20 protein-coding genes are annotated in these 21188 nt (G+C 66.9%); 6 read left to right on the top strand and 14 right to left on the bottom strand.

The genetic code is table 11. The annotated features are described in order from the left end of the window. Positions 1 to 18: 18 nt before the first annotated feature. Positions 19 to 2034: a PhoX family protein gene (locus J2852_RS00405; protein ID WP_209869258.1), complete on the bottom strand. Its 2016-nt coding sequence runs from the start codon at positions 2032 to 2034 to the stop codon at positions 19 to 21. Between the two features lie 125 nt (positions 2035 to 2159). Further along, positions 2160 to 3617: a cryptochrome/photolyase family protein gene (locus J2852_RS00400; RefSeq protein ID WP_209869255.1), complete on the bottom strand. Its 1458-nt coding sequence runs from the start codon at positions 3615 to 3617 to the stop codon at positions 2160 to 2162. Positions 3618 to 3891: 274 nt separating this feature from the next. On the opposite strand from J2852_RS00400, the gene J2852_RS00395 reads away from it, so the two are divergent. Beyond that, positions 3892 to 4380 carry a fasciclin domain-containing protein gene (locus J2852_RS00395; RefSeq protein WP_209869252.1) on the top strand — a complete coding sequence of 163 codons (489 nt, stop codon included), beginning with the start codon at positions 3892 to 3894 and terminating at the stop codon, positions 4378 to 4380. Between the two features lie 84 nt (positions 4381 to 4464). Here J2852_RS00395 and pdeM read toward each other — a convergent pair whose 3' ends face one another. From pdeM to J2852_RS00380, 3 genes are all read right to left on the bottom strand, one after another. Beyond that, positions 4465 to 5145, bottom strand: a complete 681-nt coding sequence (pdeM, locus tag J2852_RS00390) for a ligase-associated DNA damage response endonuclease PdeM (RefSeq protein ID WP_209869249.1) — start codon at positions 5143 to 5145, stop codon at positions 4465 to 4467. Next, positions 5126 to 7567 carry a ligase-associated DNA damage response DEXH box helicase gene (locus J2852_RS00385; protein ID WP_425514340.1) on the bottom strand — a complete coding sequence of 814 codons (2442 nt, stop codon included), beginning with the start codon at positions 7565 to 7567 and terminating at the stop codon, positions 5126 to 5128. The genes pdeM and J2852_RS00385 overlap by 20 nt, the downstream gene beginning before the upstream one ends. Before the next feature lie 297 nt (positions 7568 to 7864). After that, entirely contained in the window at positions 7865 to 8617 is a 753-nt protein-coding gene (locus J2852_RS00380; RefSeq protein ID WP_209869243.1) for a hypothetical protein, read from the bottom strand. Between the two features lie 913 nt (positions 8618 to 9530). Between J2852_RS00380 and J2852_RS00375 the strand changes: the two genes are divergently transcribed. Next, a complete protein-coding gene (locus J2852_RS00375) occupies positions 9531 to 11399 on the top strand; it encodes a cellulase family glycosylhydrolase (RefSeq protein ID WP_209869240.1) in 1869 nt (622 codons plus the stop codon). 181 nt (positions 11400 to 11580) lie between these two features. Here the strand turns inward: J2852_RS00375 and J2852_RS00370 are convergent, their stop codons facing one another. After that, a complete protein-coding gene (locus J2852_RS00370; RefSeq protein ID WP_209869237.1) occupies positions 11581 to 12363 on the bottom strand; it encodes an oxepin-CoA hydrolase, alternative type in 783 nt (260 codons plus the stop codon). A 170-nt stretch (positions 12364 to 12533) separates the two neighbouring features. Between J2852_RS00370 and J2852_RS00365 the strand changes: the two genes are divergently transcribed. Then, a complete protein-coding gene (locus J2852_RS00365; RefSeq protein ID WP_343206640.1) occupies positions 12534 to 13226 on the top strand; it encodes a rhomboid family intramembrane serine protease in 693 nt (230 codons plus the stop codon). Between the two features lie 67 nt (positions 13227 to 13293). After that, complete coding sequence (locus J2852_RS00360) at positions 13294 to 14178, top strand: S-methyl-5'-thioadenosine phosphorylase (protein WP_209869234.1); 885 nt, start codon at positions 13294 to 13296, stop codon at positions 14176 to 14178. A gap of 4 nt (positions 14179 to 14182) precedes the next feature. Here J2852_RS00360 and J2852_RS00355 read toward each other — a convergent pair whose 3' ends face one another. The 3 genes from J2852_RS00355 to J2852_RS00345 form a co-directional block, all read right to left on the bottom strand. Further along, positions 14183 to 14494: a hypothetical protein gene (locus J2852_RS00355; protein WP_209869231.1), complete on the bottom strand. Its 312-nt coding sequence runs from the start codon at positions 14492 to 14494 to the stop codon at positions 14183 to 14185. Positions 14495 to 14565: 71 nt separating this feature from the next. After that, a complete protein-coding gene (locus tag J2852_RS00350) occupies positions 14566 to 14979 on the bottom strand; it encodes a hypothetical protein (RefSeq protein ID WP_209869230.1) in 414 nt (137 codons plus the stop codon). A gap of 100 nt (positions 14980 to 15079) precedes the next feature. Further along, complete coding sequence (locus J2852_RS00345) at positions 15080 to 16009, bottom strand: pseudouridine-5'-phosphate glycosidase (protein ID WP_209869227.1); 930 nt, start codon at positions 16007 to 16009, stop codon at positions 15080 to 15082. A gap of 61 nt (positions 16010 to 16070) precedes the next feature. Between J2852_RS00345 and J2852_RS00340 the strand changes: the two genes are divergently transcribed. Next, entirely contained in the window at positions 16071 to 17105 is a 1035-nt protein-coding gene (locus tag J2852_RS00340) for a ligase-associated DNA damage response exonuclease (RefSeq protein WP_209869224.1), read from the top strand. Continuing rightward, entirely contained in the window at positions 17102 to 18676 is a 1575-nt protein-coding gene (locus J2852_RS00335) for a cisplatin damage response ATP-dependent DNA ligase (RefSeq protein ID WP_209869222.1), read from the top strand. Before J2852_RS00340 ends, J2852_RS00335 begins: the two co-directional genes overlap by 4 nt. Positions 18677 to 18680: 4 nt before the next feature. On the opposite strand, the gene J2852_RS00330 is transcribed toward J2852_RS00335, so the two are convergent. The 5 genes from J2852_RS00330 to J2852_RS00310 all read right to left on the bottom strand — a co-directional run bounded on the left by J2852_RS00330 (position 18681) and on the right by J2852_RS00310 (position 21157). Beyond that, the gene (locus J2852_RS00330; RefSeq protein WP_209869219.1) at positions 18681 to 19130 is read right to left on the bottom strand and encodes a GNAT family N-acetyltransferase; all 450 of its coding nucleotides are present in this window, start codon (positions 19128 to 19130) and stop codon (positions 18681 to 18683) included. An 11-nt stretch (positions 19131 to 19141) separates the two neighbouring features. Beyond that, complete coding sequence (locus J2852_RS00325; RefSeq protein WP_209869217.1) at positions 19142 to 19624, bottom strand: DUF488 domain-containing protein; 483 nt, start codon at positions 19622 to 19624, stop codon at positions 19142 to 19144. After that, positions 19624 to 20037: a hypothetical protein gene (locus J2852_RS00320; protein WP_209869214.1), complete on the bottom strand. Its 414-nt coding sequence runs from the start codon at positions 20035 to 20037 to the stop codon at positions 19624 to 19626. Before J2852_RS00320 ends, J2852_RS00325 begins: the two co-directional genes overlap by 1 nt. A 42-nt stretch (positions 20038 to 20079) precedes the next feature. Then, the gene (locus J2852_RS00315) at positions 20080 to 20508 is read right to left on the bottom strand and encodes a hypothetical protein (RefSeq protein WP_209869212.1); all 429 of its coding nucleotides are present in this window, start codon (positions 20506 to 20508) and stop codon (positions 20080 to 20082) included. Between the two features lie 136 nt (positions 20509 to 20644). After that, on the bottom strand, positions 20645 to 21157 hold the full coding sequence (locus tag J2852_RS00310; protein ID WP_209869209.1) for a YciE/YciF ferroxidase family protein: 513 nt from the start codon (positions 21155 to 21157) through the stop codon (positions 20645 to 20647). Between the last annotated feature and the right edge of the window lie 31 nt (positions 21158 to 21188).

Genomic DNA, 21188 nt, shown 5'->3' with positions numbered 1-21188 from the left:
CTCTTGTCTTGGGACGGTTCAGAGGCCGATGACCCCGCCGCCCTTCTTGGTGATCGCGACCACCGACGGGCGCGGTGGCATGTTCGGCTTGAAGTCGGGCCAGCGGGTCGCCGGATCTTCGAAGGACGACAGCTTGCCCTGGAACTTGTCCCACTGATCGACGCCGTCGGTCGCCGGGTGCTGGACGGCGACGAACAGGGTCCGGTCGTCCGGCGAGAAGCAGGGGCCGCACATCTCCGCCCCGACCGGGACGCGGAAGAACATCTTGGACAGGCCGCGCAGGTCGCCCTCGGTCTCCACGGCCCAGACGCCATCGGCGGTGCCCGACGCCTTCTTCCAGTTCTCGCCCTGGTCGGTGGTCACCCACAGGCGGCCACGATTGTCCACCGCCGCATTGTCCGGGCAGGAGAACCAGCCGTTGGCCGAGGTATCGGCGTGGAACTGCGCGCCCACCGCCGCATCGGCCGGGTTGCCGGCGCGCAGCAGAATCTGCCAGTGACCCTTGGTCGAGGCGTGATCGCCGTTCTCCGGCAGGATCTCGACGATGTGACCCCAGTTGTTGTCGGCGCGCGGGTTGGTGGCGTCCACCTGCTCCGGCTTGCGGCGGGAGTTGTTGGTCAGCATCACGTAGACTTTGCCGGTCTTCGCGTTGACCTCGATGTCCTCCGGGCGGTCCATCTTGGTGGCGCCCAGCGCGTCGGCGGCGAGGCGGGCGTTGATCAGCACCGTGGCCTGATCGGGGAAGCCCTTCTCCGCCGTCAGCGGACCCTGGCCGTGCACCAGCGGCAGCCATTCCACCGTCGCGTCCGGCTTGAACTTCGCCACATACAGAATGCCGTCCGCGAGAATGTCCATGTTCGCGGCGCGGTTTCTCGGGTTGAACTTCTTCGACGCCACGAACTTGTAGACATAGTCGAACCGCTCGTCGTCGCCGGTGTAGGCGACCACGGTGCCGTCCTTGCCCACAGCGATCTGGCAGGCCTCATGCTTGAAGCGGCCGAGCGCCGTGCGCTTCTTCGGGGTGGAGGTCGGGTCGTACGGGTCGATCTCGACGATCCAGCCGAAGCGGTTGGACTCGTTCGGCTCCTTGGCGATGTCGAAGCGGTCGTGGTGCTGGCCCCAGTTGTACCACTCGCCGGGGAAGCCATAGCGCTTCAGCGCCTTGGCGTTCGGGTTGGTGTCCTCGACCTTGCCCCAGAAGTAGCCGTTGAAGTTCTCTTCCGCCGACAGCCAGGTGCCCCACGGCGTCATGCCGCCGGCACAGTTGTTCAGCATGCCGCGCACCCTGGTGCCGGTCGGGTCGTAGCCGGTCTTCATCAGCGCGTGGCCGGCGGCCGGGCCGGTGATGGCGCATTCCGTCTCGCCGGTGATGCGGCGGTTGTACTTGGAATTCGGGTCGTAGACCCACTTCCCCCGCACCTTGCGGATCTCGACCACCGAGCCGCCGTGCGCGGCGATCTCGATGTCCACCAGATCCCTGGTCATCCGGGCGAACTTGCCCTTCTGCTGCTCCACGCCGACACCGGGGAACATGACCTCCTCGTCGGTGTATTCGTGGTTCACGCAGAGCAGGGCTCGATCCGGAGACTTCGACCCCATGGGCAGCGGCGCGTAGCCGACAAAGTCGTTGTTGTAGCCGAACTGCATGGCCTGCGCCGACGCCGTCTGCTTCATCGGATCGAAGGCCGGCGCGCCGGGCAGCACCGGATCGCCCCAGCGGATCAGGATATCGGCGTCGTAGCCGGCGGCGACGTGGTGCGTCTCGTCAACGCCATGGGCCACTTCCTGAAAGCTGAAGGACGCCTTGCGCGGTGCTGCGGCCTCCGCCTCGCGGCTGGCGAGCAGGGCGGTCGGACCGAGCAGCGCGCTCATTGCCGTGCCGGCCAGCATGCCGCGCATCATTTCGCGGCGGCCGAAGCGCGCGTTGATGACGTCGCCCATGGTCGGGTTGTCGGACGGGTTGGACCCGATGTCCTCGCGCGCTTCGAAGGTCAGGTACTTGGTGCCCTTCCGGGGCAGATCACCGGTGTCCATGCTCTCGCCTCGCCTCGTATTCGCCGTTTGGTTGGTCGTGTTGTACGTTCAGGCGGGCGCACCTTACCGGCCGTCCATGACGGTTTCTTTGCGGTCCCGTGACTCGGGAGTGAATTCCATTGTGGTCAATTGGCCGTCTTGCGCATTCCCTCATAGGCGGCCAGCGCGCGGTCTCTCGCGGTACCATGATCGACGATGGGGCGCGGGTAATCGACGTCCAGCCGCAGGCCCGCGTCCCGCAGCACGCCTTCCGGCGCCTGCCACGGCTTGTGGATCCAGCGCGCCGGCAGGTCCGCCAGCTCTGGCACGAAGCGGCGGACGTAATCGCCCTCCGGGTCGAACTTCTCGCCCTGAAGCACCGGGTTGAAGACGCGGAAGAAGGGCGCAGCGTCGGCCCCGCAACCCGCCACCCATTGCCAGTTGCCAGCGTTGTTGGCGAGGTCAGCGTCCACCAGCGTGTCCCAGAACCACGCCTCGCCCGCTTGCCAGGGCAGCAGCAGGTCCTTGATCAGGAAGGAGCCGACGATCATCCGTACGCGGTTGTGCATCCAGCCTGTTTGCCACAGCTGCCGCATGCCCGCGTCCACGATGGGATAGCCGGTCCGGCCCCGCTGCCAAGCCTTCAGCCCCGCCTCATCCTCCTGCCACGGAAACCGCGCGAAGCGCTGGTCCAGCGGCGTGTCCGGCAGCCCCGGAAAGGCGTGGAGCAGATGGTGGTTGAACTCCCGCCACCCCAACTCCCGCAAGAACGCCTCGATCCCCGGCGCCAACTCCGGCCGAGCGTCCGCCGCATAGAGCGCGGCGTGCCAGATCTGCCGAGGCCCGATCTCTCCGAAGGCCAGATGCGGCGACAGCGACGAGGTGCCGTCCGTGTCCGGGCGGTCGCGCAGCGTCGGATAGTGCGCCACCGGCCCATCGAGGAGATCCGCCAACCGCTCCCGCGCCGCCGCCTCACCCGGCGTCCAGGTCTCGCGCAAGCCGCCCGCCCAGTCCGGTTTGGTTGGCAGGAAGCCCCAATCCTCTAACGATTCACTGCGCACAGGCTGCGCCGGCCCGACCAGCCGCTCCGGCGCCCGCGCCGGGTGCGCCGGGTCGGGCATGGCCCGCAGGGCCTTCCAGAAGGGCGTGAACACCTTGAACGGCCCGCCGGTCTTGGTTCGCACCGACTGCGGCTCGAACAGCAGGCCGGCGTTGTGGCTGCGCACCGTGACGCCGCGTGCCGTCAGTTCCTCCTCCACGCGCCGGTCCCGCGCCATGGCCGCCGGAGCGTGCCGGCGGTTCCACAGCACCGTTCCGGCCCCGGTCTCCTGGACCAGAGCCCCCAGCACCGCCGCCGGCTCCCCCGACCGCAGCACCAGCGGCGAGCCCAGCCGCGCCAGCGCCTCACCCAGCCGCTCCAGGCTGCCGTGCAGCCACCAGCGGGAGGCGGCCCCCGGCAGCCAAGGGTCCGCCGCGTCCTCCTCCCGGATGAAGACCGGCACCACCGGCGCGCCGCTCGCCACCGCATCGCTCAAAGCCGGATTGTCCGCCAAGCGAAGATCGTTCCGAAGCCAAACAATGATGGGTGCGGGTTCGGTGGTCATGGTGCTTTCTGCAAATAATAGATCATCGAATCAGTCGTTGCGCACTTTGGGCGTTACGCGTCTGCTATGCTACGCACGATGTTTTCACTTGGATCACCACAGCATAAAAAATTTTTCTTCACAAATCACCGTTGACCACCGTTTCGCCGCCGCTATTTCCGCAGTCACAGCCCCGGCGCGGGACCGGAGAGCACGGCGGCAATCATTTCGTTCAGTGCCACGCCGGTCCCGCGGTCGAGGGCGGGAGAGAGACACACCAAACTGGAGAAAATCCATGTCCCGTTTGTCGCAGCTTCTGAAGACCGCCGCCGTCGCCCTGCCGCTGGCTTTTGCCGCTAATGCTGCCAGCGCGGCGGACATCGTGGACACTGCCAAGTCGGCGGGCCAGTTCAACACGCTGGTCACGGCCGTGCAGGCGGCCGGCTTGGTGGACACGCTGAAGGGGCCGGGTCCCTTCACCGTCTTCGCCCCCACGGATGAGGCCTTCGCGAAGCTTCCCCAGGGCACGGTCGAAAATCTTCTGAAGCCGGAGAACCGCGACAAGCTCCGCTCCGTACTGACCTATCATGTGGTGCCCGGCAAGGTCATGGCCGGCGACATCACCGGCAAGACGGCCTCGCCCAAGACCGTCCAGGGCACGACCGTGGACATTGACGCGACCAAGGGCGGCGTGATGGTGGACAAGGCCAAGGTGACGAAGGCCGACATCGCGGCCTCCAACGGCGTCATCCACGTGATCGACACGGTCATCATGCCGAACTGAACACCGTTGTCCCCCGCCTGGCTGTCCGCCAGCCCGGCAGGAACCTCGGCCCGGAGAGACCCCCCGCTCTCCGGGCCACCTTTATCAATCCGGTGACAGGCGCCCGCTGGGAAAGCGGTGGACCTTTCCGCGCGCCAGCAGATGCACTTCGAACCGGGGCGCCAACATCCCCGCCACCGCCGGACTCAGCACGTTCAGCCCTCCGGTGAAGGCCCCAAAGGCCGGCAGGATCAGCTTCCCGCCGTCGAAGGCGAAGCACCGCTCCCGCACCCGCCGCCCCGGCACCAGCACGGCCGCCGCCGGGTGCAGATGCCCCGACACCTCGCCCACGGCGCCCTTCACCGCCTCGTGCCGAAACACCAACGGCCCCAACACCATCTCCTCCACGACCCGCCCGCCGAACCCCTCCGGAGGCTCCGGATCGTGGTTCCCGGTCACCCACACCCAATCGGCGACCCGCTCCGTCAGCCCGAGCAAGCGCTCCACATCCCCGGCCTCCATCCTTCCGGCCGCGCGCCGGTCGTGAAAGCTGTCGCCCAGGCACAGCACCCGCTCCGGTGAGACCCGCTCCACCAGCCTCGCCAGCCGGTCCAGCGTCGCCCGCGTGTCGTAGGGCGGCAGCATCCGCCCGCGCGCCGCGAAGGCGGAGCCCTTTTCCAAATGCAGGTCGGCGACCACCAGCGTCCGCTCCCCCGGCCACCATAAGGCCCCGGAGGCATCCAGCCTCAACGCCGCACCGCGAAACTCAATTGAAGAGCCCACCATCCCCAAACTCCGGCATCGCCTCGGCGACCAGTTCGTTCGCCGCCTGCTCCAACAGCTCATCCGTGGCGCTGCCGTCCACCTTCTCGCGCCCAATCTCCAAAATCACCGGCACGGCCAGCGGCGAGATGCGCTCCAGCTCCTTGTGCGTGATCCGCCCCTTCACCCGCGCCAGCAGGTCCGACAGCCGCCGCACATCCGTCAACCCGCCCGCCGCATCGGCCCGCGTCGCCCGCAGCAGCACATGCCCCGGATCGTGCTTCCTCAGCACGTCGTAGATCAGGTCGGACGAAAAGGTCACCTGCCGCCCGGTCTTCTCCTGCCCCGGATGCCGGCGGTCGATGACCCCCGTGATCAGCGCCACGTTCCGAAAGGTCCGCCGCAGCATGGAGGACTCGTCCATCCAAGCCTCCAGATCGTCGCCCAGCATGTCCTGGTCGAACAGCGCGTCCATATTCTTCGGCGACCGCAGCGACCACACCGCCAGCACATAGTCGGTCGCCACGAACCCCAGCGGCCCGAGGCCCATCCGCTCCATCCGTCGGGTCAGCAGCATGCCCAGTGTCTGGTGCGCGTTCCGCCCCTCGAACGCGTAGGCCACCAGAAACCGCTTCCCCCCGCGCGGAAAGGTCTCGACCAGCAGCCCGTCCCGTTCCGGCAGTACCGAGCGCCAGCGTTGCAGCCGCAGCCACTCCCGCACGTCCTCCGGCAGCCCGTCCCAGCAGCCGGGATCGGCGATCATCGCCCGCACCCGCTCCGCCAACGCCGAGGTCAGCGGCAGTCGCCCGCCGGCATAGGCCGGCACCTTCGGCTCCCCCTGACCACCCTTGGCGACCTGCGCCTCCATTTCCCGAACGCCGAGGAATTTCAGCAGTTGCCCCGCAAAGACAAAGGTGTCCCCCGGCGTCAGTCCCTGGATGAAGTATTCCTCCACCTCGCCCAGCACCGGGCCGCGATTCATGCGGACGCGCAGCATGGCCTCCTGCGTGATGGTGCCGACGTTCATCCGGTACTGCCGCGCCACTGCCGGCCCGGCCACCGCCATCCGCCCATCCTCCCGCACCACCAACCGCCGGAACCGCTCATAGGCGCCGAGCGCGTATCCCCCCGTCGCCACGAAGTCCAGCACGTCGTCGAACTCGTCCCGCCCCAGCCCGGCGTAGGGCGCGGCACTCACCACCTCCTCATACAGCTCGTCCGCCAGGAACGGCTCCGCACACGCCATCCCCAGCATGTGCTGCGCCAACACGTCGAGCCCGCCGGGCCGGGGCCGCTCGCCGTCCAAGCTCATCGCCCGCACCGCATCGACGGCGGCGCGGCATTCCAGCACCTCGAACCGGTTGGTGGGCACCAAGAGGGCGCGGCTCGGCTCGTCAAGCCGGTGGTTGGCGCGGCCGATGCGCTGGACCAGCCGGCTCGCCCCCTTCGGAGCCCCGATCTGCACCACGAGGTCCACCGCCGCCCAGTCGATGCCGAGGTCGAGCGAGGAGGTCGCCACCACCGCCCGCAGCTTCCCCGCCGCCATGGCGGCCTCCACCTTGCGCCGCTGCTCCGCCGCCAACGAGCCGTGGTGGAGCGCGATCGGCAGCCCGTCCTCGTTGATCCGCCACAGCTCCTGAAAGACCATCTCGGCCTGGGCGCGGGTGTTGACGAAGACCAGCGTGGTGCGGTGCCCCCGGATGCGCTCGTACACCTCGCCCAGCGCGTGCGCCGCCCGATGCCCGGCCCAGGGCAGCCGCTCGCGCGTCTCCAGGATCTCCACCTCCGCCGAGGCCCCCGCGCGCCCCGTCACCAGCCGGACGTCGCCACTCTCAGCCCGCCCGGTCTTCGACAGCCACGCGAGCAGCTGGTCCGGCTCCGCCACCGTGGCCGACAGCCCGACCCGCCGCGCCCCCGACGCCAGCCGCCCGAGCCGCGCCAGCCCCAGCGCCAGCAGATCGCCCCGTTTGGTCCCGGCCAGCGCGTGCAGTTCGTCCACGATGACGCAGCGCAGGTGCCGGAAGATCTTCTCCGCGTCGGCGTAGGACAGCAGCAGCGCCAGACTTTCCGGCGTGGTCATGAGGATCTGCGGCGGGTGCGCCCTCTGCCGCCGCCGCTTGGATTCCGGCGTGTCGCCCGTGCGGGTTTCCGTGCGGATGGGCAGCCGCATCTCGGCGACCGGCTCCTCCAGATTGCGCTGGATGTCCACCGCCAGAGCCTTCAGCGGCGAGATGTAGAGCGTGTGCAGCCCCTCGCGCGGCCTTTCCGCCAGCTCGATCAGCGAGGGCAGGAATCCCGCCAGCGTCTTTCCCCCGCCGGTGGGTGCGATCAGCAGAGCGCTGTCTCCGGCCACCGCCGCCTCGACCATGGCGAGCTGGTGCGGATGCGGCACCCACCCCCGCGCCCGAAACCACCCCGCGACCTTGGGCGGGAGAGGGGAGGGCACGCCCTCATCCATGGACCGGTCCGTCAGGCGCGAATGAAACGGGATGAAACGCCATGAAACATGAACCGCTGTGCTGTTTCATTCCCCCAAACCCGGATGCCGCGCCGCGTGCGCGGAGGATAGATGGGAGGTGGGAACGGAGCAAGAACAATGATGCTCCCATCGGCTCTCCCTTCTGGCGAAGGGGCGGGGTGGAGGGTTCGCGAGTGACCCGAAAGTCCTGTGCCCAGAATTCATTCCCCCTCCAATTCAGTTGAAGGAGGAGTGTAAAGGTTAATTTCCGTAAAATGTCAGACTCTATTCCTGATATTGCTCTCTATAATTGTCGTGATTTTTATCCCAGTACATTGAGTGACTTCCCGCCTTCTTTGAAGGTGTCATGTACCGATCGGAGTGGGCGCCCGTTTTTGCGGATTTTTTATAATTTTCAAGTCCATGATAAGTCGTCTTCTGGTTATTCCACTGCCTGTTTTGTTGCGGAGTTTGCTTGTGGCCAATTTCGTTGAAGTGCTCGGAGGCACCCTTGTCATGTCCGAAAACGACGTTGGAATGACCTTGTGTGAAGACGTCGTCCATCTTGCGGCTTGTTGGCGAATATGTAATGAAGTTTCGTTCTGGGTCGAGCAGCCAGTCCTCCTTGTCGTCCCAGCGCGAATCGTCGTAGGGTGTGTGCGCGCCGTCCTCCAGTATTGAGAGGCCGACCTTTGAATTATGTGCTGGATTATTATACCCGAAAAGAGACCTTTTCGGAATTTTTGTGGTTTTATAGGATTCTTTGTACTTTTTTATCGCTGCTCTGCAAATTTTTGCTCTCGTCCCCATGACCATTCCGGCCGAGTTTAAATAGTCCAGCTCCAAATAAAGCCCATGATCTACGTCTTCGTTAAAGCCAAATGCGTGGTTTTCGACATCGATGTCGCTGGAAAAAACGGTGATGATCAGCTTGCTCAGATCGTTGCTTCTCTTCATCCGTTGGATGACGGCGCGGCTGCCGCATGGAACGGTTGCCACTGCCTGGGAATGATGATGCGGCCTGAGGGGGTGTGCCACGTGTGCGACATGTCCGCCTGCCGCGGGAAGCGCGCGGGGCTTGTCATGACGCGGTCTGAATGGCTGGGCGGCCTGCACGGGTAAGGCGGGGGGAGGCGCGTTCCTCACCGGACGGATGTGATGGCCTGGCCTAAGTGGTTGGGCCACGGGCGTGGCGAGTCCGCGCGGTGCGGGATGGGGTAAATGTGAATGGTGGTGTGGCCTGTGCGGTTGGGGCGCGGGCGTGGGGGGCGGCAGGAAGCGCACCGTGGAAGCAGCCGCTTTCGGCTGGACGGCTGTTTGTGGTGTGTGGGTACCACTGGGTGCTGGCTGTGCGTTGGACCAATGTATGGGTGGAGGGGGCATGCGCTTCATGGGGGTGCTCGCGGCCGAACATTTGTTGCGGGTGTTGGCCGACGTTCCCGGAGCAAGCAGGCCAATCGTCGTGAGAGTACTTCAATGTACGCGGGCTGTGAATGGGGCGATGGACCCTGCAGGTTGACGGGGAGGGGCAAGCTGTCACTCCCTTTTGCGCCTTAAAGTTGCGCAGGAGGAAGGCTGGGAATGGTTTGTGCTCTTGTAGGGTGCCGAGATGTCCGCTGCTCTGGGGAGTGTCCAAGATTTCATGCTCGGCGAGGTTGTTCTGAAGCGGAAAGCGCTCCTGAATGGCACGACGCAAAGAGCCAATTATCCCGGACGCGATCCTCGAGCAGTTGAAGAGGGCGCTGACGGAGTGGGTGCCGAATGCGGACCGGCGTCCCCCTCGCCCACCGCCCCACAAAAGCCTCCTTGAGACGAAGCGGATGCCGAGATAAAGCCGCACGTCGCCCTTTCTTCGCAATTTGCCTAAAACTGTTCACAATTGGTTCCGGTCGCGCCGACTTAGGATTGCCGAACCCAACCGGGCTTCGGCCTCCAGACGACGTGAACGACCATGACGACCATCGCGCCGGGTTTCCTGTCCACCGACGGCGGGCAGATCATCGACAGCACCGGCAAGGCGGTGAAGCTGACCGGCGTCAACTGGTTCGGGGCCGAGGGCTACGCCTTCGCGCCGCAGGGGCTGTGGATGGACAGCTACCAGAACCAGATGGCCAAGATGAAGGAGCTGGGCTTCAACGTCATCCGCCTGCCCTACTCCGACGCCATGCTCGACGCCGGCCGCCGCCCGACCGGCATCGACTACGCCAAGAACCCCGATCTGGTCGGCAAGACCTCGCTGGAGGTGTTCGACAAGATCATCGAGCACGCCGACAAGATCGGCATGAAGATCATCCTCGACCACCATCGCTCCGGCGACGGCGCCTCGGCCAACGAGAACGGGCTCTGGTACACCAGCCAGTACCCGGAATCGAAGATGATCGAGAACTGGAAGATGCTGGCGACCCGCTACAAGGGCAACGACGCGGTCATCGGCGCCGACCTGCACAACGAGCCGCACAACCCGGCGACCTGGGGCGACGGCAACCCGGCGACCGACTGGGCGCGGGCGGCCGAGCGCATCGGCAACGCCATCCAGTCGGTGAACAAGGACTGGCTGCTGATCGTCGAAGGCATCGAGACCTACCAGAACCAGTGGTACTGGTGGGGCGGCAACCTGCTCGGCGAGAAGAACTACGAGGTCAAGTTCAACACGCCGGACAAGCTGGTCTACTCGGTGCACGACTACGGCCCGTCGCTGCACATGATGTCCTGGTTCAACGACGGCAACTTCCCGAACAACATGCCGGCGAAGTGGGACCAGATGTGGGGCCACTTCATCAAGAACGACGAGGCGCCGGTGCTGGTCGGTGAGTTCGGCAGCCGCATGGAGACCGCCATCGACCAGAAGTGGATGCCCAAGCTGGTCCAGTACATGAACGGCGACTGGGACGGCAACGGCACCATCGATCTGGCCAACGGCGACCAGGGCGCCAGCTGGACCTACTGGGCCTGGAGCCCCGGTTCGGGTGACACCGGCGGCATCATGAACGACAGCTGGCAGGTCGACTATCGCAAGTACGACGCCATCAAGGCCGGCCTGTTCGGCGGGGTGGCGCTGCCTCCGATGCCGCTGCCTCCGGTCGATGCGGGGATGCGGGCCGCCGGCACGGACGCGGCCGACGCTCTGACCGGACAGGGCGGAAACGACACCCTCATGGGCGGTGGCGGTGACGACACGCTCTTCGGGGCTGCCGGTTCCGACCTGGCTTTCGGCAACGCCGGCAACGACGTGCTGTTCGGCAACGCCGGCTCCGACCAGCTGTATGGGGGGGCCGGTGACGACGTGCTGTTCGGAGGGCGCGACAACGATCTGCTGAGCGGTGACCTCGGCGCCGACGTGGTCGTGGGCGACGAGGGTGACGACACGGTGGTTGGTGGGGGCAACGGCGATGCCCTGTCAGGTGGGGCCGGCGCCGACCTTCTGTTCGGCAACGCCGGGTCAGACCTTCTGTTCGGTAACGCCGGCGGTGACCAGCTGTTCGGCGGGCTCGGTGACGACAGCCTGTTCGGTGGCGCCGAGGCGGATCGGCTGTGTGGCGACCTCGGCAACGACCGCCTGTCGGGCGACGCCGGCGACGATACGCTGACCGGCGGGGAGGGCGCCGACCTGTTCGTCTTCATCATCGGCGGCGGCAGCGACCGGATCACCGACTTCAACGCCGCCGAAGGCGACCGCATCGGCCTGACCGCCGGCCGGACCTACACGGTGACGGCCAACGGTGCCGGTGAGGCGGTGCTCGTCTTCTCGGACAGCGACAACGTCACCCTGGCCGGCGTTCGCGGGGAGCAGTTCTCCGCCGACTGGGTCGTTGCCGCCTGAGCGCGGTTTGCGGTCGGACCGGGAACGGCCGGCGGGACACGAGGCAAATCGTTGTACAGTCCGTGCGCAATGTCAGGGCACAGGCAATACGCCGTAAACCTATGATCCAACGCCGATGAGGCACGTTGTGCAGATTTGAGTGTTCCCGAAATCTGCACAACAGGTTGGGTTGCCGCATTCGTTAACGCCCGTGGAACTTCGGCGCTCGTTTTTCGAAGAAGGCGTCGATGCCTTCCTTGGCCTCGGTGTGGTGGAGGGCTTCGACGAACAGGTCGCTCTCGCGGGCGAGCTGGGTGGCGAAGTTGCCGTAGGCCAGCTCCATCAGACGCTTGGCGCGGCCCATCGCCGCCGTGGGGCCATCGGCCAGCGTGGCGGCCCAGGCCAGCGCCTCGGGCAACGCCTGCCCACGCGCCACGACGCGGTTGACCACGCCGAAACCGTGCAGACGCTGCGGGTCCACCGGTCCGCCGTCCAGCATCACCTCGGCGTAGAGCTGCGGCGGCAGCGCGCGGGCGAGCGAGGCCGAAGCGCCGCCATCCGCGTTCAGCCCGACCCGGACATAGGCCGTCAGGAAGCGAGCGTCCTCCGCCGCGACGATCAGGTCGCAGGCCAGCGCCAGCGAGAAGCCGGCCCCGGCCGCCGGGCCCTCGACCGCCGCGACGATGGGCTTGGGGCATTCGCGCATGATGCGGACCCAACCGTGGAAACGCTCGATGGCGTCGCGGTTCTCGGAACGGGACTTGTGGGCGTGGTCGTACAGCCGCGTCAGGTGTCCGCCGGAACTGAAGGCTCCATCCGCGCCGGTCAGGACGATGGCGCCGACGCCCTCGTCGTGGGTGGCCTCGTCCAGCGCCTCGCGGCCCCGCGCCATCATCTCGCCGCTCAGCGCGTTGCGGGTGGCGGGGTCGTTCATGGTCAGCAGCATCACGCGCCCACGGCGCTCCACGTCCAGGCCGATGGTCATGGCGGTTCCCCCTATTCGTTGATTCTTGGTGACGGAAAACTGTGCCACCCGGCGGCTCCGCGACCAATGCGGCCGACCGGGGTAGGGCGGGTGCATCGGGCTGGCGGCATCGGGCTGGCGATCGGCTGGAGCGCCACCATATCGGGAGAAGGCGGCGAAAGGAAAAAGGCGTGGCGCAGCAGTACGCCTATGTGAACCGGGGGCTCATTCTGGTCTGCACGCTGGCCTTCGTGCTGGCGCTGCCGCCGGAGCCCTTCGCCTTCGTGCCCGCCTATTTCTTCGGAACGGTGGAGTTGGCCGGGCCGCTGCCGACCTGGGACCTGTGGCGCGGGCTGTTCGGGCATGTGCTGATCCACGGCGACGCGGGACATCTGGTCAGCAACATGCTGGCGCTCTGGGCCTTCGGCGACGCGGTGGAGCGGGCGATGGGAAGCCTGCGCTACCTGCTGTTCTTCGTGCTGTGCGCGGTTGCGGGGGCTCTGGTCGAAGGGGCGCTGGCCGCCGACCGCATGGCCCCGCTGGTCGGGGCGAGCGGGGCGATCTGCGGGGTGATGGGGGCCTATCTGCTGCTGCACCCGCAGGCCGTGCTGGGCATGTCGCCGGGACCGAGGGTGCCGGCCTCTTTCGTGGTCGGAGGCTTCCTGGTTTTCAACGTGCTGATGACCCTGATGCCGCCGGCACCGGAAACGGGGTTGGCCGACGTGGCCTGGGGGGCGCATCTCGGCGGCTTCGCGGCGGGCATGGCGCTGGTGCCGCTGCTGCTGCGGACGGGCGTGCCGGTCTGGGGCTCCGCCCGGCTGGTCACGGCGGCCAAGGCGGCGGTCTATCTGACTCTGCTGGTCGTGCTGATCCGGACCATGTAGGTGAGCGTTGCCTTTGCGGGGCTGAGCCGGAATACTGCGGCCTCCATTCAATCGGAGGCTTTGGACCATGGCGGAAACCGGGACCGCGCCGGTGCTCGGCGTGATCGGCGGCAGCGGCGTCTACGACATCGACGGGCTGGAGAACAAGCGCTGGGTGAAGGTGGAAACGCCCTTCGGCGACCCGTCGGACGAACTGCTGACCGGTGAGCTGAACGGCCAGACGCTGGTCTTCCTGCCGCGCCACGGCCGCGGCCACCGCATCCCGCCGTCGGAGCTGAATTTCCGCGCCAACATCTACGCGCTGAAGGCCCTGGGCGTGACGGAGATCCTGTCGGTGTCGGCGGTCGGTTCGCTGAAGGAGCACCTGCCGCCGGGCACCTTCGTGGTGATCGACCAGTTCATCGACCGCACCTTCGCCCGCGAGAAGACCTTCTTCGGCACCGGCATGGTGGCGCACGTCGCGCTGGGCCATCCGGTCTGCGGCCGGCTGGGCGATCTCATCGAGGAAGCTCTGGTTGAGCTGAAGGTCCCGCACCAGCGGCGCGGCACCTACATGGTCATGGAAGGCCCGCAGTTCTCGACCAAGGCCGAGTCCGAGCTGTACCGCAGCTGGGGCTGCGACGTGATCGGCATGACCAACATGCCCGAAGCCAAGCTCGCCCGCGAAGCGGAGATGTGCTACGCGACCGTGGCGATGGTGACGGACTTCGACTGCTGGCACCCGGACCACGACCACGTCACCGTGGACGCCGTCATCAAGGTGGTGATCGCCAACGCCGACAAGGCCCGCTCGCTGGTCAAGCAACTGGCGCCGAAGCTGGCGGTGCGCGACGGCCTGTGCGCCCAAGGCTGCCACACCGCCCTCGACAACGCCCTGATGACCGCGCCGGACAAGCGCGATCCTGCCTTGCTGAAGAAGCTGGACGTGATCCTGGCCCGAGTGTTGGGGTAACGCCTTAACTCGGCGTCGCGATGCCGGGTCCCTCGTCGCGCTCCTCTATGCCGCGCTCACCGCTGTCGGTGGTGCCCTTGGAGGAGCCGATACCGGGGTTTTCGAGCTGGTCGTTGCCGCGATCCGTCAAGGCGTCGCGAGCGTCGGGACCCTTGGCGCGGCGCTCACCGTCCGGGTCCATGGGCGGGGATTCCCGCTCCCGGTCCATTTTGCGGTTCTGGTCGTAACTCTTGGCTTCGGTGCCGCGTGGGTGCTTGCCGCCCTCCTGCTGGGGCGTCACGGAACCGCTGCCGCTGGGGTGCTTGATGGTGCCCAAAGCCGTTCTCCTGCGCTGACGAAACCGGGGCCGATGAGGCCCCGGATGCTCGTCCCAACAGGAGGAAAGGCTCAATGTCGCGTGCGCGCGGGCGTGACGTAGACGCCGTCCCAATCGACGCCGAACAGGGCGTCGTCGCCGGCCTCTTCGACCAACTCGTCATACTCGTTGGCCTCGATCAGGCCGAAGATGGAGGCGGTGCCGTCGGCGTCCAGGTCGCAGGTGACGACGCGGCCGGCGAACTCGACCGAGGTGAAGAAGATTTCCGGCAGCTCCATGCTGTCGAGGTCGGCGGTCACCGCGCACTCGATCTCATGGACAAGGCGCGACGGCAGGGAACCACGCAGCTTGGCGGCTTGGGAAGCCCAGACGATCCGCTTGACCCGCGCGGCGGGGCGGGTGTCGGCTTCACCGATGGCTTCGTCGGGCTGGGCAGCCATGGCGATCATCCGGGAAACCAGGTTCGACGAGCTGGGCGCACGCATAGAGACCTCCGCTATAGAACGGCCCCAGATTCGCTCCAGGGGAGTTAACGGGGTCTTAAGTCCGATGGTCGCAGAGGGCTTACCCCTTCTGTACAAAGTTCTAGGCCATCGGTCGGGGGAGGGCCGTGAGAGCCGCCGCAAGACGCGCCGCGACGATGGCGTTGTTGCGGATCAGCGCCATGTTGGCGGTCAGGCTGCGCCCCGCCGTGATGCGTTCCAGCGCGGCCAGAAGGAAAGGCGTGACCGCTTTCCCCTTGATTCCCTTGGCATCCGCGTCGGCCAGTGCCTCGGCGATGCAGGCTTCCATCGCGGCGCCGTCGAGCGCGTCGGCCTCCGGGATCGGGTTGGCGAGAACCACGCCGCCCTCTAGCCCAAGGTCCCATTTGGCGCGGAGGATGCGCGCGACCTCGGTTACGTTGTCACAGCGATGGGAGACAGGCAGACCAGAGTTGCGGCTGTAGAATGCCGGAAACTCCTCCGTGCCGAAGCCCAGCACCGGCACGCCGCGCGTCTCCAGCACCTCCAGCGTCTTGGGCAGGTCGAGGATCGACTTGGCCCCGGCGCAGACCACGCAGACGCTGGTGCGGGCCAACTCGTCAAGGTCAGCGGACACGTCGAAACTGGTTTCGGCGCCGCGATGAACACCGCCGAGCCCGCCCGTGGCGAAGATCCGGATCCCCGCGAGGCGGGCGCCGATCATGGTCGCGGCGACGGTGGTGGCACCCACGGCCCCGGTCGCCAGCGCCACGGGGAGATCGCGTCGGCTGAGTTTCAGCACCTCCTTGCCGCCGGAGGCGAGGCGTTCTAGGGCGGTGTCGTCCAGCCCGATGCGAATGCGCCCGTCAAGGACGGCGATGGTGGCGGGAACGGCGCCTTCGGCTCGGATCAGGGCTTCCAACCCGCGGGCCGTCTCCAGGTTCTTCGGATAGGGCATGCCGTGGGAGATGACGGTGGATTCCAGCGCCACCACCGGCCGGCCTTCGTTCAGCGCGTCGGCGACCTCGGGCGTCGGCAGCAGGGTGGGGTGCATGGTCGTCTCTCCCGTTGCTTCGGAATTTTGTCCTTTTGAACGATGCGCCTATATTGGGGGAATGCCCGCCGCCCCGCTAGCCAAACACGTGCCACCCGAACGCTGGATCAAAGTCTGCCCCGAAGGTCTCTTTGTGGAGCCCGGGGGCTTCTACGTGGACCCGCTGCGCCCGGTGGAGCGCGCGGTCATCACCCACGGCCATTCCGACCACGCGCGGCCGGGCCACGGACATGTGCTCGCCACGCCGGGGACGCTCGCCATCATGCGGCAGCGGCTGGGCGAGGGGGCCGGCGGAACGATGCAGCCGCTGGACTATGGCGAGACGCTCCGCATCGGCGAGGTGACGGTGCGGCTGGTCCCCGCCGGGCATGTGCTGGGCAGCGCGCAGGTGGTGCTGGAACACGCGGGCAGCCGCGTCGTGGTGTCCGGCGACTACAAGCGGCGCTTTGACCGCACCTGCGCGCCGTTCGAGCCGGTGCCCTGCGACGTCTTCATCACCGAGGCGACCTTTGGCCTGCCGGTATTCCGCCACCCACCGGACTTGGGCGAGGTGAACAAGCTGCTGCACTCCATGGCGGTCTTTCCGGAGCGCAGCCATGTGGTCGGCGTCTACGCGCTGGGGAAATGCCAGCGGGTCATCACGCTGCTGCGCGCGGCGGGCTATGACCGGCCCATCTACCTGCACGGCGCGCTGGAGCCGATCTGCACTCTGTATGAAAGGTTCGGGGTGGAGTTGGGCGCGTTGCGGCCGGCGACGGTCGCGGCGAAGGATGACCTGAAGGGCGCGCTGGTGCTGGCCCCGCCGGCGGCGGTGGCCGACCGCTGGGCGCGGCGGCTGGCCGATCCGGTGGTGGCGATGGCGTCCGGCTGGATGCGCGTGCGCCAGCGGGCGCGGCAGCGCGGCGTGGAGCTGCCCCTGGTCATCTCCGACCACGCGGACTGGGACGAACTGACCCAAACGCTGGAGGACGTCGGCGCGCCGGAGGTCTGGGTGACCCATGGGCGGGAGGAGGCGCTGGTCCACCACGCGACCCAACGCGGCATCCGGGCGCGCGCCCTGGCGCTGGTCGGGTTCGAGGAGGAGGACGCGGGATGAACCGCTTCGCCGACCTCATCGACGCGCTGGTCTTCATGCCCTCGCGCAACGGGAAGATCCGGCTGCTGGCCGACTTCTTCGCGACCACGCCCGACCCGGAGCGGGGATGGGCGCTGGCCTCGCTGACCGAAACGCTGGTCTTCCACGAGGCCAAGCCGGCGGCGATCCGGCAACTGGTCGCTGCGCGCGTCGATCCGGAACTGTTCGCGCTGTCCTATGATTATGTCGGCGATCTGGCGGAGACGGTGGCGCTGATCTGGCCGGAGCGTCCGGAGCGCGCCAACAGCCTGCCACCGTCGCTGAGCGAGGTCGTGGACACGCTGCGCGCCGCCAAGCGGTCGCAGGTCATGGAACTGGTGGAAGGCTGGCTCGACACGCTGGACGCGTCCGGGCGGTTCGCGCTGCTGAAGCTGATCACCGGAAGCCTGCGGGTCGGCGTGTCGGCGCGGCTCGCCAAGACGGCGCTGGCCGAGTGGGGCAAGGTCGAGGTCGGCGCGCTGGAGGAATGCTGGCACGGCCTGACCCCGCCCTATGTGGATCTGTTCGCGTGGCTGGAGGGCAGGGCGGAGCGCCCCTCCGCCGGGCACGGCGCAGGCTTCCGCCCGCTGATGCTGTCCCATCCCCTGGAAGAGGAGGACATGGCGGGGCTGGACCCGGCCGAATACTCCGCCGAGTGGAAGTGGGACGGCATCCGCGTGCAGTTGGCGGCCAAGGGTGGGGAGCGGCGCATCTACAGCCGCACCGGCGACGAGCTGTCCGCCGCCTTTCCCGACATCGCCGACCACATGAGCTTCGACGCCGTGCTGGACGGTGAACTGCTGGTGGCGCGTGACGGCGTCGTGGCCTCCTTCAACGACCTGCAGCAGCGGCTGAACCGCAAGACGGTGACCGCGAAGATGATCCAAGAGTTTCCGGCCTGGGTCCGCCTTTACGACATCCTGTTCGACGGCGACGAGGATCTGCGCGCTCTACCCTTCATGGAGAGGCGCGCCCGGCTGGAGCGATGGTACGAGGCGGTGCGGCCACGGCGCATGGACCTGTCGCCGCTGGTTCCCTTCGACGGGTGGGAGCCGCTGAAGTCGCTCCGCGAAGGGGCGCGGGAGAACGGCATCGAAGGGCTGATGCTGAAGCGCCGCGACAGCGCCTACACCGCCGGGCGGCCGAAAGGCCCCTGGTTCAAGTGGAAGCGCGGGGCGCTGACGCTCGACACCGTGCTGATGTACGCGCAGCGCGGGCACGGCAAGCGGTCCAGCTACTATTCCGATTTCACCTTCGGCGTCTGGCGCGGCGACGAGCTGGTCCCGGTCGGCAAGGCCTATTTCGGCTTCACGGACGCGGAACTGGTGGAACTCGACCGCTGGGTGCGCAACCGCACCGTCCGCAAATACGGTCCCGTGCGGGAGGTCGAACCGGGGCTGGTGCTGGAGGTCGCGTTCGACAGCGTCCATCCGTCGAACCGGCACAAGAGCGGGCTCGCCATGCGCTTCCCGCGCGTCCACCGCATCCGCTGGGACAAGCCGGCGGGGGAGGCCGACCGGCTGGAGACTTTGCAGAGGATGGTCGTCGGATAGGGGATCAGCGCGTCAGCCGCATGTCGATGTGGTCGATGCCCACGTCGTCGTAGACCTCGCTGACGCGGCGGAAGCCGAAGCTGCCGTAGAAGGCTTCCAGGTAGAGCTGTGCGCCGATCACCACGTCATGGTTCGGCCAATGGCGGGCGAGGAAGTCCAACGATTCCGACACCAGCCGCCGCCCCAGCGCCTTGCCGCGCCACGCCGGTGCCACGGCGAGGCGGCCGAAGGACACCGCCCCCGTCTCCGGATCGGGGCCGAGCGCGCGGGCGACGCCGATGGGTGTTGGGTCGTCGTCGGCGCACAGGACCAAGTGATGCGCGTCCAGGTCCTTGCCGTCGATGTCGGGGTAGGGCGAGGCCTGCTCGACCACCAGAACGCTGCTGCGCAGGTGGAGCAAGGCATACAGCTCGCGGGTGGACAGCGCGTCGAAATGGGACCAGCGGGACTGCATCGGGAGTGTTCCTAAAAGGACGCCTCGGTGGCGGACAGATGCTCGACGGTGAAGCCGAAGCGGTCGTGGAGCGCCTCGGCGACGCGCAGCCGGTGACAGACGTGCGGCGACGCCTCGAAGCAGAGCAGGCAGGCGGGGCGCTCGCGGGCGATCTCGGCGGCGCGCTGCAAATCGTGCTCGGCCTCCGGAGTCTGCATCTTTTCTTCGACGATGTTCCAGAACCGGTCCATGTCACCCTGGTGGGCGGCGACGCGGCCTTCCTTCGGCGTGCCCAGCCCCTTCAGGTGGACGTAGCCGATGCCGACCTCTTCCAACCCAGCGGAGAAGGGGCGTTTGGAAAAGCCGGCGCGGCGCGACAGGGGCAGGTCGCGCACGTCCAGCACCACGCCCACGCCGCGCGCCTTCAGCGTCCGCAGCACGCCGTCGAGCGAGGCGCGCTCATAGCCGATGGTGAAGACGGTCCCGTTGGTAGAGACGGCCGGGGCGTCCGTCATCAGGACGGCACCGCGTTGCGAATCATGTATTCGGCGATGTCCTTCGGCTTGACCTTGATTTCGGTCAGCGGCTCGTCAGCGGTCATCGCCTTGGCGACCAGCAGGCTGTTCTGCACGTTGGTCAGCGTGATGCGGAAGATGCCACCCGTCCCCTTCAGCTTGGGGTAGTAGTTCGGGTCGATGGTCTTTTCCTTGCGCATCAGGCGGGCGGTCACGTCCTCTTCGGTTGCGTCTTCCACCTCCTGGCTGTGCACGACCTTCCAGTCGCTCTCGCCGGCCCAGCCGGCTTCGACGGCGGCCTTCATGGCGTCCTTGTCCTCGGCCACGCCCAGCTTGAAGATGTGTTTGCCCTGGCCGACGTCGGAGGCCCACTTCGTCAGAGCGGCGCTGCGCGCCACGTAGACCATTGCCATGCTATGACCCTTATTGAAACGAGGCCTTGAGGAAAGGACGCTTTAAGGAAAGGATGATTGCCGCGCGAGGGGGGTGATGAGGATGCGGCTGACCACGTCCTTGCCGAACAGCTTGACGCTTTCCTCGTCGATTTTGCGGCGGAGTGCTGGAATGTTCGCGATGTTGCCGCGGACGATCCAGCCTTCCTCGATGCCCGTGTACACCGCCCGCAAGGCCGCATCATGCAGGCGCGGCATGGCCAGCTGCACCTCGCCCAGCCGGGTGGCGTTGGCGATTTCCAGCATCACCTCGATCTGGGTGTATTTCTCGATCTGCCCGCGGGTGACGACCGGCACCATCACCGGCTTGATGCGCACCGACGGGGGTAGGGCGGTGGCACCCTCGGCGGCCAAGGCGGTGGGAGCCGGCGCCAGGATGGCAAGCGCGCCGGCAAGAAGGCTGGCATGAAGGACGGCAAGGACCCTGCGCATGCGCCGGCACCGATGGAAAGTGAAGGAATGTCCGCAATTCTATCGGTTCGCGGTGCGCCCTTCAACGGCGGCGGCTGAAACAAGTCGCGCGGACACCGCATGGGTGCCCGCGCGTGATTGTGTGCGAAGATGACCGTCAGGCAGCCTTCTTGCCGCTCGCCTGCATGGCCTTCTTGTTCACGTCGTTGATCGCCAGGCTGTTCAGCTTCTGGTCGGTTTCCTTTTCCTCGTTCAGCGTCTGCTCCAGCAACTGTGCCACCTTGGTCAGGCCGCAGGCGGTGGCGTAGGCGTGGACGGTGCCGTAGCTGGCGATCTCGTAATGCTCCACCTTCTGGGCGGCGGCGATCAGCGCGGCGTCCTGCACTTCGGGCGCGAGGCCCATTTCAAGAATTTCGCGCGCTTCGTTGATCAGCCCTTCCATGGCTTCGCAGTGTTTGCCACGGCTGCGGGTGTCGAGTTCCTCGAAGACCTGCTCCAGACGTTCGACCTGGCCCTTGGTCTGCTCCAGATGCATTTCGAAGGCTTGGCGGAGCTGGTCGGAATGCGCAGCCTTGGCCAGCTTGGGCAGAGCCTTCGTGATCTGCTTCTCGGCGTGGTAGATGTCGCGCAGTTCTTCGATCAGAAGATCCTGCATGGTCTTGGCGGCCATTGTTCGTTCCCTCGCGTTTTTGACGATGGAT

The sequence above is a fragment of the Azospirillum soli genome (genome assembly GCF_017876165.1).
Lineage (GTDB): Bacteria > Pseudomonadota > Alphaproteobacteria > Azospirillales > Azospirillaceae > Azospirillum > Azospirillum soli.
The sequence above is the reverse complement of the archived record's forward strand: the minus strand, read 5'-3'. Positions and strand labels throughout refer to the sequence as shown.